This is a genomic window from Neobacillus sp. D3-1R (assembly GCF_052180215.1).
Lineage (GTDB): Bacteria > Bacillota > Bacilli > Bacillales > Cytobacillaceae > Pseudoneobacillus.
The window spans coordinates 1421091-1436875 of record NZ_CP197471.1 but is presented as its reverse complement, the minus strand read 5'-3'; the positions used below and the strand labels follow the sequence as shown (position 1 = coordinate 1436875).

General features: G+C 34.5%; 17 protein-coding genes. 2 read left to right on the top strand and 15 right to left on the bottom strand.

From position 1 onward, the window contains the following. Positions 1-24 precede the first annotated feature (24 nt). From rsmH to ACSBPO_RS07310, 8 genes are all read right to left on the bottom strand, one after another. Positions 25-957 (bottom strand): 16S rRNA (cytosine(1402)-N(4))-methyltransferase RsmH, encoded by a 933-nt coding sequence (gene rsmH, locus ACSBPO_RS07345; RefSeq protein WP_442599402.1) that lies wholly within the window; start codon positions 955-957, stop codon positions 25-27. A 113-nt stretch (positions 958-1070) separates the two neighbouring features. After that, positions 1071-1502, bottom strand: coding sequence for a division/cell wall cluster transcriptional repressor MraZ (gene mraZ / locus ACSBPO_RS07340; protein WP_442599401.1), 432 nt, complete (start codon positions 1500-1502; stop codon positions 1071-1073). A gap of 354 nt (positions 1503-1856) precedes the next feature. Next, a complete protein-coding gene (bshC, locus tag ACSBPO_RS07335; protein ID WP_442599400.1) occupies positions 1857-3491 on the bottom strand; it encodes a bacillithiol biosynthesis cysteine-adding enzyme BshC in 1635 nt (544 codons plus the stop codon). Positions 3492-3572: 81 nt separating this feature from the next. Next, positions 3573-3959, bottom strand: a complete 387-nt coding sequence (locus tag ACSBPO_RS07330; protein WP_442599399.1) for a DUF3397 domain-containing protein — start codon at positions 3957-3959, stop codon at positions 3573-3575. Between the two features lie 10 nt (positions 3960-3969). After that, positions 3970-4851, bottom strand: a complete 882-nt coding sequence (locus ACSBPO_RS07325; RefSeq protein WP_442599398.1) for a 2-dehydropantoate 2-reductase — start codon at positions 4849-4851, stop codon at positions 3970-3972. Positions 4852-5020: 169 nt separating this feature from the next. Further along, positions 5021-6559, bottom strand: coding sequence for an acyl-CoA carboxylase subunit beta (locus tag ACSBPO_RS07320; protein WP_442599397.1), 1539 nt, complete (start codon positions 6557-6559; stop codon positions 5021-5023). Between the two features lie 52 nt (positions 6560-6611). Continuing rightward, positions 6612-6824, bottom strand: a complete 213-nt coding sequence (locus tag ACSBPO_RS07315) for an acetyl-CoA carboxylase biotin carboxyl carrier protein subunit (protein ID WP_442599396.1) — start codon at positions 6822-6824, stop codon at positions 6612-6614. A gap of 25 nt (positions 6825-6849) precedes the next feature. Further along, on the bottom strand, positions 6850-8199 hold the full coding sequence (locus tag ACSBPO_RS07310) for an acetyl-CoA carboxylase biotin carboxylase subunit (RefSeq protein ID WP_442599395.1): 1350 nt from the start codon (positions 8197-8199) through the stop codon (positions 6850-6852). 282 nt (positions 8200-8481) lie between these two features. On the opposite strand from ACSBPO_RS07310, the gene ACSBPO_RS07305 reads away from it, so the two are divergent. Next, positions 8482-8940: an N-acetyltransferase gene (locus tag ACSBPO_RS07305; RefSeq protein ID WP_442599394.1), complete on the top strand. Its 459-nt coding sequence runs from the start codon at positions 8482-8484 to the stop codon at positions 8938-8940. 50 nt (positions 8941-8990) lie between these two features. Here ACSBPO_RS07305 and ACSBPO_RS07300 read toward each other — a convergent pair whose 3' ends face one another. From ACSBPO_RS07300 to ACSBPO_RS07285, 4 genes are all read right to left on the bottom strand, one after another. Further along, positions 8991-9611 (bottom strand): RsfA family transcriptional regulator, encoded by a 621-nt coding sequence (locus tag ACSBPO_RS07300; protein WP_442599393.1) that lies wholly within the window; start codon positions 9609-9611, stop codon positions 8991-8993. An 88-nt stretch (positions 9612-9699) separates the two neighbouring features. Next, positions 9700-10467, bottom strand: coding sequence for an enoyl-CoA hydratase/isomerase family protein (locus tag ACSBPO_RS07295; protein WP_442599392.1), 768 nt, complete (start codon positions 10465-10467; stop codon positions 9700-9702). A 129-nt stretch (positions 10468-10596) separates the two neighbouring features. Next, complete coding sequence (gene rpmF, locus ACSBPO_RS07290) at positions 10597-10770, bottom strand: 50S ribosomal protein L32 (protein WP_377875980.1); 174 nt, start codon at positions 10768-10770, stop codon at positions 10597-10599. A 91-nt stretch (positions 10771-10861) separates the two neighbouring features. Next, on the bottom strand, positions 10862-11389 hold the full coding sequence (locus ACSBPO_RS07285; RefSeq protein WP_442599391.1) for a YceD family protein: 528 nt from the start codon (positions 11387-11389) through the stop codon (positions 10862-10864). Positions 11390-11552: 163 nt separating this feature from the next. On the opposite strand from ACSBPO_RS07285, the gene ACSBPO_RS07280 reads away from it, so the two are divergent. After that, a complete protein-coding gene (locus ACSBPO_RS07280; RefSeq protein ID WP_442599390.1) occupies positions 11553-12782 on the top strand; it encodes a nucleotidyltransferase in 1230 nt (409 codons plus the stop codon). A 22-nt stretch (positions 12783-12804) separates the two neighbouring features. Here the strand turns inward: ACSBPO_RS07280 and ACSBPO_RS07275 are convergent, their stop codons facing one another. From ACSBPO_RS07275 to ACSBPO_RS07265, 3 genes are all read right to left on the bottom strand, one after another. Continuing rightward, positions 12805-12939, bottom strand: coding sequence for a hypothetical protein (locus ACSBPO_RS07275; RefSeq protein ID WP_442599389.1), 135 nt, complete (start codon positions 12937-12939; stop codon positions 12805-12807). A gap of 13 nt (positions 12940-12952) precedes the next feature. Next, positions 12953-14173, bottom strand: a complete 1221-nt coding sequence (locus ACSBPO_RS07270) for a tetratricopeptide repeat protein (protein ID WP_442599388.1) — start codon at positions 14171-14173, stop codon at positions 12953-12955. A 166-nt stretch (positions 14174-14339) separates the two neighbouring features. Continuing rightward, positions 14340-15602: a S8 family peptidase gene (locus tag ACSBPO_RS07265; protein ID WP_442599387.1), complete on the bottom strand. Its 1263-nt coding sequence runs from the start codon at positions 15600-15602 to the stop codon at positions 14340-14342. Positions 15603-15785: the final 183 nt, after the last annotated feature.

Sequence of the window (15785 nt, the reverse complement as noted above, 5' to 3'; positions counted from 1 at the left end):
TTTGTTCCCCTCCAATGCTAATCATTATTTCTTTTCTGCTATTCGTAGCTTTGCTGATCGTGCTCGTTTATTATGTTCTAACTCTTCCTCCGACGGAAGAATAGGTTTTCTAGTAATAAGTTTTAATACAGGCTCATAGCCCTGAGGTATAAATGGCATGCCAGGAGGCAATTGCGGTCCTTCACTTTCCCTTTTAAAAATCACCTTACAAATCCGATCCTCTAAAGAATGGAAAGTAATGACACTTATTCTACCGCCAGGATGAAGTATTTGGATCGCTTGCTCCAACGATTTTTCAAAAACAGCCAGTTCGTCATTTACTGCAATTCTAATAGCTTGAAAAATCCTTTTGGCTGGATGTCCTCCCTTTCTTCTTGCAGGAGCAGGGATTCCATCTTTAATTAATTCCACTAATTCCCCAGTCGTTTGAATAGGTTTAATTGCTCTGGCAGCTTCTATTTTACGGGCAACTTGCTTAGAGAATTTCTCCTCACCATACTGAAAAAATATCCTTACTAAATCTTCATATGCCCAAAAATTCACCACGTCAAAAGCAGAAATCTCTGCCTCATTATCCATTCTCATATCTAATGGAGCATCATGGTGATAGCTGAAGCCACGTTCTGGAGTATCTAACTGTGGTGATGAAACACCCAGATCATATAGAATACCATCCACTTTTTCAATTCCTATTTCTTCTAGCTTTTCCTTCAAATGTAGAAAGTTACTTTTTATAAAGGTTACTTGGCCTTCATATTTAGATAGTCTTTCTTTCGCATGATTAATGGCAACTTGATCCTGATCGAAGGCAATTAAATTCCCTTCTTTCGATAACTGAGAAAGGATGAGCTCACTATGACCTGCCCCTCCTAATGTACAATCAACATATGTACCATCTGGCTTAATATTTAAACCTTCAACGGTTTCCTTCAAAAGCACTGTTGTATGACTAAACATGATTATCCACCTTTCCAAATCAAATAACGAACGCTAAAAAAAGCGCTAGAGCTAAATATAGGATGATAACTATTTAAAAGACTGAACCGAAAATTGTAGAAAACATTTGTCTATTATATATCAAACCCAATCATATTTTCTGCAATTTCTGCAAAAGATTCCTCTGATTCATTAAAATAGTCTTCCCAAATCTGCTTGCTCCAAATTTCAATTCGATTGGAAACTCCTAAAATAACACATTCTTTTTCGAGTTTTGCATATTGCAAAAGCGGCGTAGGTATATTGATTCGTCCCTGTTTATCGATTTCACTCTCAGTTGCACCAGAAAAGAAAAATCTTGTGAATGCACGGGCATCTTTTTTTGTAAGTGGCAAGCCTTTAAGCTTAGTCTCAATCTCTTTCCACTCATTTAATGGGTAACCAAATAAACATTGATCCAGCCCTCTAGTGATAACAAACATTTCACCTAGGTCATCACGAAATTTAGCAGGTACGATCAAACGTCCTTTGCTATCAATGTTATGATGATGCTCACCCATGAACATACCCACTACACCCACTTTCTATCTAAAATGTACCACAATCCCCCACTTTCCTCCACCCTTTTTTTAATTATTCGCTCATATTATGAAAAATCCTTTTAATTTTTTTAAAAAGCTGTTTTCGATAGATTGTGTTTTTCGTAAAAATCCCTAAAGCCGGATATTTACAGGCACTCTTAATAAGTGCTCAGCTCTTTTCTTAATTTTCATATGAGTTTAACAACCTATATTGTGAAATGCCTAATTATTAGTTACAAAAAGCAACAAAGTTTCAGAAAAGATCCTATTAAAAAGATAATTAATGACCCAATTACAAAAAAAGAACCCTGCGTAAAAAAGCAGAGTTCTTACTTTGTTTTAAACTTTAATGACTTTATGTAACCCATCAAATTCGAAAGGCAGTTCCATCAAATCATAAATAAGTTGAAAACCATATTTATTTAAGTAATAAAGAATATTCCAAACCCTCTCTTGTGGTACACCGTTTGGTCGAAGTGAATTTTCAATTCGGTTAAATTTTTGGAATGTAATAGCATGTTTTTGTTGTATGGATTGATCAATTTTCACTTTCATAAAGTCAATTTGTTCCTGTAGTTTTAATTCATTTTTGTTTAAAAGAGGTAACAAACCTTTATCTAAATTAGAAAGCTTTTGTTCAATAATCTCATACTGAAGTGAAACTTGTTCCTTTATATGGTTAAATTGTTCTTCTAACTCAACATCTTTCACAGAGTCAAAAAAATCTTTCACTGCATTAGAGGTACCTGATAGTAATACTTCTTCAATTGTGAGACCAAGATCTTCAATATCTCTTTCAACTGCTCTTTCTAAGAAAGTGATATTTAACCTTGGAACAATTGGCGGCATCTTCATTGAAAAAATCCCAAATACTTTTTTCAACTCCGCCCAATAGGCAATTTCCCCTGGACCAGCTATAAATGCAAGCGTCGGAAATAGAAATTCTTGCATTAGAGGTCTTGTTACGACATTGTTACTTAATCTTTCAGGATATTCCTTGGCAATATTTATTAATTGGTCTTCAGTAAAAGACACTGCTTTATTCTTACTAATAAACAATTGATTCTCAGCATGATATTCAAGCAATAATCTTTCATTAAAGTTATTCTCATAATAAAAAAGATTTGCTGAATTAGCTTGAGCTTCAATTGTAAGTGAAAATCCGCTTTTTAAAATTTCTAATTGCTGCTCTTGTAAAGCAAAGGAAATTTCTTTCTGTTGTTTAATTTGTTTAATAAAGAAATCCTTTTCAATTTTTCTAAGGTCTGGATTTCCAGAGTCTACAATCAATAACCCTTTGTCTTTAAACAATTCCATTACAAAGAAAGCAAAGAAGTCTACAAAGTCACGTGATTGCTGAATCGCATTTTCTGTGAAATTTTGAATAACTTGTGTGTATTCAGCTTCTCCAAGTCCTTCTAACACCTCTTTTGCCCAAAGCAAACAAACATCTTGATTCAATGTAATGTCTGAAACCATCTTTTTTTGTAACACTTTTTCTGGATAAGCCTTTTTTATTAGTGTTTGTCCATTTGGGACAAATACATGATTTACTTCATGGTAATCATGGTCTTCTCCTGCTATCCAAAAAACAGGAATAACGGGTATGCCTAATTCTTTTTCTTTCTCTTCTGCCAATTTTATAATCGAAATGACTTTATGGATACTGTAAAGCGGTCCAGTCAATATCCCAGCTTGTTGCCCACCGACGATTACAGTACTTTGGGGATTTCTTAATTTTTGTAGAGATTCCTTCACTTTAGAAGAACTTGAATAACGATTCATAAAGGACTCGATATGGTCAGCAAGAACATCACGGGGGAATGTTCGATTTTGTAATTCGAGTAATCGATTAAGATCATGCGCTTTATCGTTAAATCGGTAATCAAAAAAAGACATAATCTCTGGTGCTTGTTGTAAATACCCTGATGCAAAACGATTAGTAGCAGGCAAAGAGAGATTTAAAATCTCCATTTATGTACTTCCTTTCCAATGTAAACAATATTGATATGGTAAAAGTATATCACTGTCATATAAAACTTAAAAAAACTTTGCTTATAAATAAGAATTTACCTTCTGAATCACACCATAAATCATCAAACCAAAGTAAGCAAATAAAAAGATTAGAAAGCTAAATCTCCAAAATCCTTTAAAAATTCTTCTAAAAACAATTTCACCTTTTATCTTCCAGTTCATAATTACAAAAATCATAGCACATGACATTAAAAAAATAAAAATAACCCATAAAAAAGATTTTTCCCAAATGGATAAAATTAAAAAATGAACAGATAAAATAAAGAAAATAGTACTTCCATCTGAAGCAAAATGTACGGATTTACGATGATTCTTTGTGAATTGTTTACTTAAGATAAAAATCACAAAATAAGCTAAGATTGGAATCGTAATAAAAACAGCTAAAATAGATGAAATTATATTCGTCATAAATTCTCCCCTATCCCTCAATCCCTTTAATAAACCGATACAATGTTTGACAGATAGGTGCTTCTTTTTGATTCAAAGCTGCTTGGTCTAAAATATACCCAACAATCGCATCAATTTCGGTAGGTCGATGAGCTTCTATATCTTTTAGCATGGAAGATCGGTTCGTGGATGTATTTTGACAAATATTTATTACCTGTTGGAAATACTGATCTGCATTATCTATATTTAATATTTCTTTAATTTCATTAAATAAGCTAATAGCATTTTGAAAATAATACTCATTTTGAATGATTTCTCCATTTGGAATTTTCAACAGTGCGGTCAAGGGATTAATAATAGCATTAGCAACAAGCTTTTTAAGTAACATATTATAATAATTTTCTTCCTTCACAAATGGGAAATGAGGAATCGAAAAAATAGAGGAAGGGAGGCTGAACTCACCCTTATATATCGCTACTTTCGTTTGACCTATTCCATTATGCTCCACCGAGTAGGAATTAATTTTATACGCTCCATGGTCAATGGAACCAACAAGGATTGAGTTGACATCAAGTTTCTCTAAATATTTTAAATGTCCCATTCCATTTTGAAGGAATAAAAAATTAATAGGCTTTAACGGTTTAACCTTCATTAATTTATTAAGCAAAAACTCCAAATGATATTGTTTGACTGCTATGATGGTCCATTCATCTTCTCCAGTCCAATTTTCAACACAAAAAGACTTAACTTTAGCCTGTTTTACAATACCATTGTTAAATAGTTGTATTCCGTTGGAATTAATAGTGTCAGCTTGATCTTTTGTATTCGTATATAAGGTAACTTCAAATAGGTTACTTAAATAATAGGCATATAATAACCCTATTGAGCCACCGCCAATAATTCCTATCTTCATTCCAATCCCTCTATTCTATCATCCTTTGTCAATATTTTACCAAAAATGCTAGGACTTTGTATGGATTCAAGCTTAAATTTAGGATGATAACAAAAAAAGATGACAATTCAACATTTTTTATATAAAAAAAGAGAATTCCCTGTATCATTGGGAATTCTCTTATGATTATTTATACTGGATAGACTGGATGTTTTCTCTCACTAAAAATCATTTCTTTTGAAGAATACAATTCAAAGCGATTAATTAATACATTTCTTAATTCAGAAGGAGCAACTATTTCATCTACAATTAATTCTGAAGCCAATTTATAAATATCGATATGCTCTTTGTATTCCTGATGCTTTTCTTGGACGAAAGCTAATCTTTCTTTCGGATCGCTTATCTCGTTTATTTTATTTGAATAAACAGCATTCACTGCTGCCTCCGGTCCCATAACAGCAATTTGCGCTGTTGGTAAAGCTATGCAACAGTCAGGTTCGAAAGCTGGGCCAGCCATTGCATATAATCCTGCACCATAAGCTTTTCTAACTACAACAGAAATTTTAGGAACTGTTGCGGAACTCATAGCTGCAATAAGCTTTGCACCATGACGTATAATTCCAGCTCTTTCTACCTTTGTACCAATCATAAATCCAGGTACATCAGCTAGGAATAGCAACGGAATATGGAAGGCGTCACAAAGCGTAATAAACTTTGCTGCTTTATCAGCTGAATCCACAAACAATACTCCACCTTTTGCCTTTGGCTGGTTAGCTACAACACCCATAACTCTTCCATCTATTCTTGCAAAACCAGTAATAATTTCTGGCGCAAATAGTTTCTTTATTTCGTAGAAGCTTCCTTCATCTATTAATGTCTCAATACACTCATACATGTCAAAAGGAGCATTTTGATTTTCAGGAATAATTTCCTCTAGTTTTCTTCCTTGCTTTGGAGAAATACCTGGAAGTTTAACAGATCTTTCTTTGAAACTTGCCGGAAAATAACTTAAATATTTTCTAGCAGATTCAATTGCCTCTTCTTCACTTTGAGCTAATTCATCTCCACAACCACTAATGGTGCAGTGCATTCTAGCTCCACCCATTTCCTCTAGGGTAACCTTTTCACCAATAACCTTTTCAGCCATCCTTGGGGAACCTAGATACATGGAAGCATTTTTATCGACCATAATGACAATATCACAAAAAGCAGGAATATAAGCCCCACCAGCTGCGGATGGCCCAAATAAAATACAAACTTGTGGAACCATACCAGAAAGCTTTACCTGATTATAGAATATCTTCCCTGCACCACGTCGATTAGGAAACATTTCGAGTTGATCTGTTATTCTCGCCCCTGCTGAATCTACTAAATAAAGAATTGGAACTTTTAATTTTTCAGCTACTTCTTGAATACGAATAATTTTCTCCACAGTTCGAGCACCCCAAGAACCCGCCTTAATGGTTGAATCATTCGCCATAACGCAAACAGTCTGTCCGTTTACCTTTCCAATTGCCGTTACGACACCGTCTGCTGGAAGATCCCCAGCTGAATAATTTGCAAACATTCCATCTTCTTCGTATTCTCCGTTATCAAATAACCTAGTTAATCGGTCACGTACAAATAATTTATTTTGCTCTTTTAGTTTTTCATGATATTTCGGATGACCACCCGCTTCGATTTCTTGCCTTCTTTCATATAAAACATCATTCGGTGTTTTAGTTGTCATACTTTTCCCCCCGTTCGTGTTACACTTAAACAAAAAAAGATAATCTCTTGCCTTATTCAAGGACTAGTAAAACGTCACCCTCATTGACAAAATCACCAATATTGACTTTTAATTCTACTACTTTCCCAGAAAATTGACTCTCCACTGGAATTTCCATTTTCATAGACTCTAATACCAATACTTGCTGACCTAATTGGATTTCTTCCCCTTGAGAAATAAGGATGTTAAAAACTGTCCCTGCCATAGATGCTGTAATTTCTTTCATTTTTTTGTCCCCCTATATGGTTAAATTAACTCTTATTTATTTGAATATCTTTTTTGGTTAAAATCGCTGTTGTGTAATTACCTGTTAAGAATTCTTCATTTTTTAGTACATTAAGAAATAATGGTGCATTCGTTTTAATACCCTCAACCTCGAATTCCACAAAGAAATTTTCTGCTAGATCAAGAACTTCACTACGATTTTCTGCATAAAAGATACATTTAGCTATCATTGGGTCATAGAATGGTGAAACCGTATGACCGCTTTCATACCCATAATCTACCCGAGACCCATCTAAAGTTGGCCACTCTAGTTTTACGATTTTTCCTGGAGAAGGCAAAAATGTTACAGGGTCTTCAGCATAAAGACGAAATTCTATCGCGTGACCTTTTTGTGTTATCTCTGACTGTAATAAAGGCAATCTCTCTCCTCTAGCTATAAGAATTTGCCATTTCACTAAATCCTGACCTGTTATTTTCTCTGTTACTGGATGTTCAACTTGAAGTCTTGTATTCATTTCTAAAAAATAAAAATTTTCTTGCTCATCCACTATAAATTCAATGGTTCCTGCATTAACATAATTAACCGATTTTGCGGCAAGTATGGCCGTTTCATACATTTTTCCCCTAGTTTCATCAGATAGGTATGGTGAAGGTGATTCTTCTATGACCTTCTGATTTCGTCTTTGAACAGAACAATCCCTTTCAAACAAATGCACAATATTGCCAAACTGATCGCCAAACACCTGAACTTCTATATGACGGGCATTCTCAATACATTTTTCTACAAATACCTCGTCCGAACCAAAATAAGATTTGGCTCTTGCTTTAGTGGATGCGAATGATTTAACGAGCGCTTGCTCATCTTCACAACGGACCATACCAATTCCACCGCCACCGCCAGAGGCTTTTAGCATAACTGGAAACCCGATTTTCTTCGCAAGTTCACATGCCTCATCCTCATTTACGACACCGATACTACTACCAGGAACGACAGGTACCCCCGCTTTACTCATTGTTTTTCTAGATATAATTTTATCACCCATGAGTTCGATTATTTCCGCAGAAGGTCCAATAAATATTATTCCTTCAGCCTCTACCTGTTTTGCAAATGCCGCATTTTCCGAAAGAAATCCATATCCAGGATGTATGGCATCCACACCCTCTTGTTTAGCTATTTCCAAAATAACATTTGCTAGTAGGTATGACTTGCTTACTGGCGGTTCACCAATTCTTATAGCTTTTGTCGCTTCTTTTACAAAAGGCATATCTACATCGGCATCGGAATAAACAGCAATGGTTTCTATACCCATTTCTTTACAGGTTTTTATAATACGTAAGGCAATTTCTCCACGATTTGCGATTAAGATTTTTTGCATTTTATGCCCCTTTCCTTAAATACCCTATGGGATTAAAATATTTCTCCCTTAAATAATAGAAATTCTACAAAGTTTTCACATTTTCCTGCTTAAAACGAAAACGCTTCCAAAAATAAATGCAGAATTTTTGGCGTTCTTGTATTATAATGAGGAAGTCTAAACAATTTTCTAACAATATTTATTTTTTTCTTGTATACTAATATTCGAAAATTTTAGTATCATTCTATTTATCATATTCCCATCATATACACTTAATGATGACCTAGCAAAGGAGGAAAATAAATGCCTTTAGAAGTTAAGAAATTAAAAGTAAATTATAAAACATTAGAGGAATTTAAACGATTTAAAGAATACGGTCTTCAAGAATTATCTATGCTCGAAGATTTAGAAGCTAATATTATTGAGAATGATAGTGATTCACCATTTTATGGTATTTATTTTGGAAATAAACTAGTGGCACGAATGAGTTTATACCAGGTAGAAGCACGCTTTGACAGATATTTTAGCCCTCCACAGGACTATTTGGAACTTTGGAAATTAGAAGTTTTACCAGATTACCAAGGGAGAGGTTACGGAACAGCTTTAGTGGATTTTGCGAAAAGCTTTGGGCTCCCTATCAAAACTAATCCAAGGGTTAAGTCTAATGAGTTTTGGGAGAAACAGGGTTTTACTTCCGTACACTATGATATGCAACGTGACTTAGGTGAAAATCCACTCGTTTGGGAATCAAAACAATCTTAATAAAGTATTTTTCAATCAACGAAAAAAGGGTCTAAAAACAGACCCTTTTTTTATTTTTCAACTCTTTCAAGATTACCGTTTTTATCCATTTGGAATTTCACCTTAGGATGACGATCCTCTTCCTGCAGTACCACCATTTTTCTAGCGCGCTCCATTATTTCAATTAAGGAACGATAATCTTTTTCTATTGTTTGTAACTCAAGAGTTAGCTTTTCATTTTCTGCAGCTAAATAATATATCTTTTTCTCAAGATCATTTATTTTTTCTAAAAGTTTCTGCTTTTCCTCTTGGTCTGATAAAGCAGAACCTGCTTTATTATTTAATACCGTCAAATAATCGAGTACTTGTTGAAAAGTTAAATCAAGATTTGCAGCTTTATTGTCATCTGCACTTCCTAAAATATGTGTTTCTGTTTGTGGACTACTTCCATCTGATATCTGTTTTTTCAATTCTTTCCTTTGTTTTTTTGCTAACTCAATTCCAGATTTATATTGTTTTCTAACAAAGGAATTCCAGCGAAAGCCACATGCAGCCGATGTTCTCGATAATTGCTTGCCTACTTCTTCAAAAGCTAGAAGCTGGGTACTTCCTTCTCGAATATGCCTAAGAACAACTTCTGCTAAATATAAATCTTCATCTTGATTCCAAGCATCTTGTCGCGTTGAAGACATAAGTAAATCCCTCCTAGAGTACATTTATACTCATACATATGCACTTACTAGAAAAGATAGACTGGTATCTTCTATACTCTATATAGAATTATTTGTTTTTTCCATCTTTTGTTAAGAATCTATTGACTTGTAAATGATGAGTTTCTGACTCCCAAAGCTTAGCACAACTTCGAACTTCATCAAATATTCTTCTATGTAATTGATTGCTCTCCCATTTACCTATCAAAAGCTTCTTATAAGCTGAAAGAACTTCACTCTCAAGCTTAACGATTTTTTCTAAAAACACCTGAACGGCTTCCCATCCATCCTCATCATATATTTGATGAATAAATCCCATATCTTTTAATTTATCTACTTCATATACCTCGGCTGTCATTAATAATTTCATGGCGTTTGCCATTTCCATTTTTTCTAAAAGCATAGAACCTCCGCCCCATCCAGTGGTGATCGCAAGTTTCCCTTGAATAAACCCCGCCTTTATTCCTCTACGTGCAATCCTGAAATCACAGGCAGTTGCTAATTCACAGCCTCCACCAACTGCTGGTCCATTCATTATAGCAATAGTAGGCTTTGGAAATGTTAGTAAGCGATAGAGGATTTCAGCCATTTTAGATAGCATATGATAGGCCTCTTCCTCTGTTTTTAAGTCATGAAAAACAGATAGGTCTCCACCTGAACAAAAGGCATTATTTCCCGCACCGGTGACAATGAGCGCTTTACATGCCCCTTTTTCACCTAATTCTAATACCTTTTCTAAACCTTCCATTATTTCAAAATTAATGGCATTTCGTTGTTCTTCACGATTGATAGTAAATCGTAAGATCTTATTTTCTTCTTCTATCAGATAAGGCTTCAAATCTCAACACCTACCATATTAAATTGATTATATTTAAAAATCAGATGTAAATAAGTCCAATATATGGTTTGATAAAAATGGAAAAGCACAAGGGCTAAGCTCCTTGTGCTTTGTATCCGAACGGAAAAATTAGTTATTTACAACTTCTTTTCCTTTGTATGTTCCGCAAGCTTTACATACGCGGTGAGCTAGTTTCATTTCACCACAGTTTGGGCAACTTACCATACCTGGAACATTTAATTTAAAATGGGTACGACGTTTTCTTTTCGCAGTTTTAGAAGTTCTTCTAAAAGGTACAGCCATTCTTCCCACCTCCTTAAAGAGTGTATTAAGAAAGTATGAAGGCCAGTAGCAACTGGGACTTCACTTTGCTTCTTGTTGTTTTTTCATCCGACTATGAATCGGAAGAATTGTTGTTATCAAAAAAATTAGCAAGGCCTGCTAGGCGAGGATCAATTTTATTATGCTTGTCCTCTTCGCTAATTACTTCCCAATCCTTTCCTGATTGAGGAGCACCTTTTTCTCCAGGTACAACATCATCACAGAAAACTTGCATTGGAATTTCAAGTAAAAGGATTTCACGAATGACTGGATATAAGTCAATCACATCCCCAGTTACACGATGAACTTCCTCATGTGGTTCAAATTCAGCACCAAACAAAAGAAAGGTTTCGGTTGTTTCGACATGAATTGGTAAATTCACATCAACTAAAGTTCGAGAACAAGGTAGTACTAAATAACCTTTTATCGTTAAATGAAAAGTTACTTTCGTAGAACTAATATCTCCACGTCCTGTTAAGTGGATTGGAGATACATCACGAATTTCTGGATTATCTTTTTTGATATCATCCATTTGAACCGTTTCATCAATTAGAAATTCCTTGTTTCGGTGTTTTTGTAACTGATTTAATGTCCATTTCAATTGAATCACCCCAAGGCAACAAAGGTAATTATAGCTTTGTAATAAATATTTGTCAATATTTTTTCTTTACACTATAATTTATTCATTACTAACAAATATTAACCGATTCTTTACTTAAAAGCTAGTTTTCCTTATTTATTTTTTATGTTTTAGGAGGTTTAATGTGAAAGCACTAGGTGTCATTGTTGAATACAATCCGTTTCATAACGGACATTTTTTTCATATCGAAGCTGCTAAACAGGAAGATAAACCTGATGTTGTGATTGCAGTTATGAGCGGAAACTTCCTTCAAAGAGGCGAGCCCGCTCTTGTTAACAAGTGGTATCGCACTGAAATGGCGTTATTAGGTGGTATTGATATTGTCATCGAATTGCCCTATCGATTTGCCACTCAAAAAGCAGAAACCTTTGCATTAGGTTCTGTATCCATACTGAATGCCCTTCAATGTGAAAGTTTATGTTTTGGTAGTGAGGATGGAGTGATTGATACTTTTTTTAAAACTCGATCATTTATCGAAACAAATAAAGATCAGTATGAACAATCCATCCGTCAAAATATTAAAAATGGAATTAGTTACCCTACCGCCTTAAAACATGCTTTTACTGAGCTTTCTCCGAAGGAAGATATGGTTAACCTATCAAAGCCAAATAATATCTTAGGTTACCATTATATAGAGGCTATAGATAAGCTAAAAAGTCCTATTAAACCATTTACAATTAAACGAAAAAATGCAGAATATCATGATGAACACTTTTCATCTGAAACCATTGCAAGTGCTACTAGTATCCGCAAGGCTTTATTTTCTAATTCACCAAGTCAGGATATACATCGTTTTATTCCTAGTTCAACTCAAACACTTCTTTTAAAGTATTTTCAAACATACGGGAATTTTCATCAATGGGAAAATTACTGGCCATTATTAAGATATCGATTACTACAATCTACCTCTAAGGAATTACGTGAAATTTATGAAGTTGAGGAAGGTTTAGAAAATCGATTTAAAAATATGGCTCGCGATTCTGTGAGCTTTCATGAATTTATGCAAAGAGTGAAAACAAAGCGATATACATGGACAAGGTTACAACGAGCTTGTTTACATATTTTAACTAATACAAAAAAAATCGAAATGTTATCTGATGAATTGGCACCATCCTACTTACGATTATTAGGAATGACGGAAACTGGACGTCAATATCTTAATGAAAGAAAAAAAGACATTTCATTACCTATTATTACAAAAATAGCATCTTTCCAGGATCATCCCGACTTAGCATTAGACATAAAAGCAGCACAAATTTACTCATGCGGATTACCAGAACCTTACCAATCTATGCTTCTCAAAACCGAATTCAAACAGGCACCAATTATAATTCAATCAAAAAAGCACCCATAACTGGGTGCTTTTTTGATTTTATTTATACTGGAGGTTGGATTGGGAAACCAACTTGAGTAGTGTCATCTGTAGCTGAAAGTGTTTGACTAGTAGTACCGCCAACCATTCCAAAGGCTAATGCTCCAATTACTAGTAAAGAAAAACATAATTTTTTCACACTAAAATCCTCCTTAACTAATTTTTTCTATATATTTTACTGCTTTTTCATACCTCGCTATTTTTCGATAGTGAGATGAGAGCAGCCTATAGAATTGATTTAATGTATCTGGATGTTCACTGCTTTCTTCTAGGAATGGAATGACCTTCATCTCTAAATATTCAATAGAATCTTCATAGCAATGAATGGCTTTAAGATAATATGTAGATAACAAAATATACTTCCTAGTTGCAATTTGTTTCGAAAAAGATAACACCTTTTCAAATGTATTGACCGCTTCATCTATTTGATTTAATAGATAATGCGTTTCACCTATGGAATAAAGAGTCATTGGATAATGAGAACTATCCGTTGATTGGAGCTCTAGGCTCTTTCCGTAAAAATATAAGGCGTCATGGTAATTTTTCATCTTCCCTTTTAAAAAACCAATATTGTGGTAGACGTGAGGAAGAATCTGTGATTCATTAAGCAGCTCTGCATTTCTCATTAAATGTTGAAAACATCCAAGAGCCTCATCATAAATCTTTGCATGGGTATAATTAATACCTAGCAACATCAGACTATGGAGAATCCTAATAAAATTATGCTCATTCATAAATGTTTGCAAGGCCTTTTTACCGTAGTATATCGCATGGTCCGGCTCCTCCAGTGAACTCTTTATCAAAGCTCGATGGTATAGAAACTCGCCAGCAATAAAGTCATAACTATTAGACGGCATCAATGATTCTAAAACTTGATCTGCTTTTTTATATTGACCCTTCATAATTAAACATACCGCATTATAATGTTGAAATAAATACCTCTCATGTTGGGAAAAATTTTTACGTTGTTTATTTAATAAGCTTTCTTGTTGCTCGGCTACTTTTATATCACCTTTGAATAAAAAATACCGATACTTGTTCAATTCATAAAGATATAATGAAGTCGAAAAAGGGATAATATCTTCCATTTCCTCTAATTCTTTAAAAACCAAATCAACCTCCTTTTTTTGAAAAAAATTTATTTTCTCATTTAACGAATTTAATAATCCTTTGATTCGCTCATCCTTTGCACTAATTTCATTTTTATCTATCTCTAATCTTTCTAGTAATAAGTGAATCGTTTCTTTGTTGGCATCTTTTGCATTGTTTTCAATTTTACTCAAGTGAGAAATTGAGCAAATCCCTTTGGCTAATTCCTTCTGTGTCAACCCTTTTTGAGTTCTAAAATACTTTATTAGAGGGCCGTACTCCATTGCTTCACCAACCGTTTCGATAACTATTTTTTATACTAAATAATACCATGTTATGGTATTTATTAATTGAATATTTCGAAAAATAGTTATTTTTTCCTAAGAAAAAAATAGTATTTACCGTTTAAAAAGCTCCCTGAATGATCAGAGAGCTTCCTATAGTAATAGTTTAATTTACTCTTGCAAATCCAAAGCCTGATGCATAATCATCTCCAGTTGCTGCACCGGTTCCACCTTTAATATCATTCGCTTTTGCACGATTTTGAAGTTCTGCTCGAAGCTGAGCATGGCTCCAAGAAGGATTAGCTGCCCAAATTTTTGCTGCTAATCCAGAAACGTGTGGAGTAGCCATTGATGTACCACTAATTGTATTATAGCTACCGTCATACCAGGTTGATTCAATCGCTCTACCAGGTGCGGAAATTTCTACATCACGTTCTTGAATCACATAATCTCCATCTGTTGCTGAACTTCCACGAGAAGAGAAATCAGCTACACGGTAAGTACCATTTTCTTGAACATTTTCTAATGCTGCTACTGCTACCGCATTAACTAATGCACCAGGGTAGCCAATTGTATTTTCTCCAGGTCCATCATTCCCTGCAGCCGCAACTACTAATACACCTTTGCCATATGCATAATTTACTGCATCTTCAATTAGTGTGCTCTTTGTTGAGGACCCAAGTGACATTGAAATAACCACATGTGAATTGGTTCTCACTGCTTCATCAGCTACCATTTTAATAGCATTGGCAATATCATCTGAATAACCTGAACCTCTGTCATTTAAAACCTTATATGCCCATAATTTTGCTCCAGGAGCTACTCCATAGATTCCCTTACCATCGGAACCTCCATTAGCTAATATGGTACCCGATACATGTGTTCCATGACCATTTTTATCTGTACATGTTCCGTCAACAAGTGATGTTTTCATATCAGTAAAGTCTTTACACTGTTCAGTACTTCCTGTTAAATCCTTATGATTTAGATTTATCCCTGTATCTAAAACAGCTACTTTTACCCCCGCACCACCAGATGTAGTTTGAATAGTAGGGTTATTATAAATGGCTTCTATTCCCCAAGGTGTTTGATCACTAGGTCCTGATGCAGTGGAGCCACCTGGCTTACCAGCTGCTTCATTTTGATAATGAAGAGTTATTGGCTGTAGTTCTTCTACTTTTAAATTCTTGTTTTTTAAGAGTGCTGAATATTGTTGCCCATTAACAGTAGTGGTAAAGCCATCCTCATTAAAATCCCAGCGCACTCCAAAATCGGCTTTGGCTTTAGCTTTTGCTGCATTTGGTCCTTGGATTAATACCCGATAGTTTTCATTACTATCTGGCGCCTGCCCAAAAGCCCCTGTTGCAAACATTGACATTCCCATTGCTAAACTGAGTACAACTGATCCAATCGCTTTTCTCTTTTTCATCTTACAGCTCCTCTCAAACTTATAAACTAGCAGTTCATTCCAACTGCATTTTTAGTATATTCTAAATTTTCAGCCTTCAACAACTACAATTCCGATAATGAAGGTTGGGAAAATTTCACCACTGGTAAAATTAGTAATTAAAAACAGATATATTTTGCTATATACAAGCTTTATAACATAAAA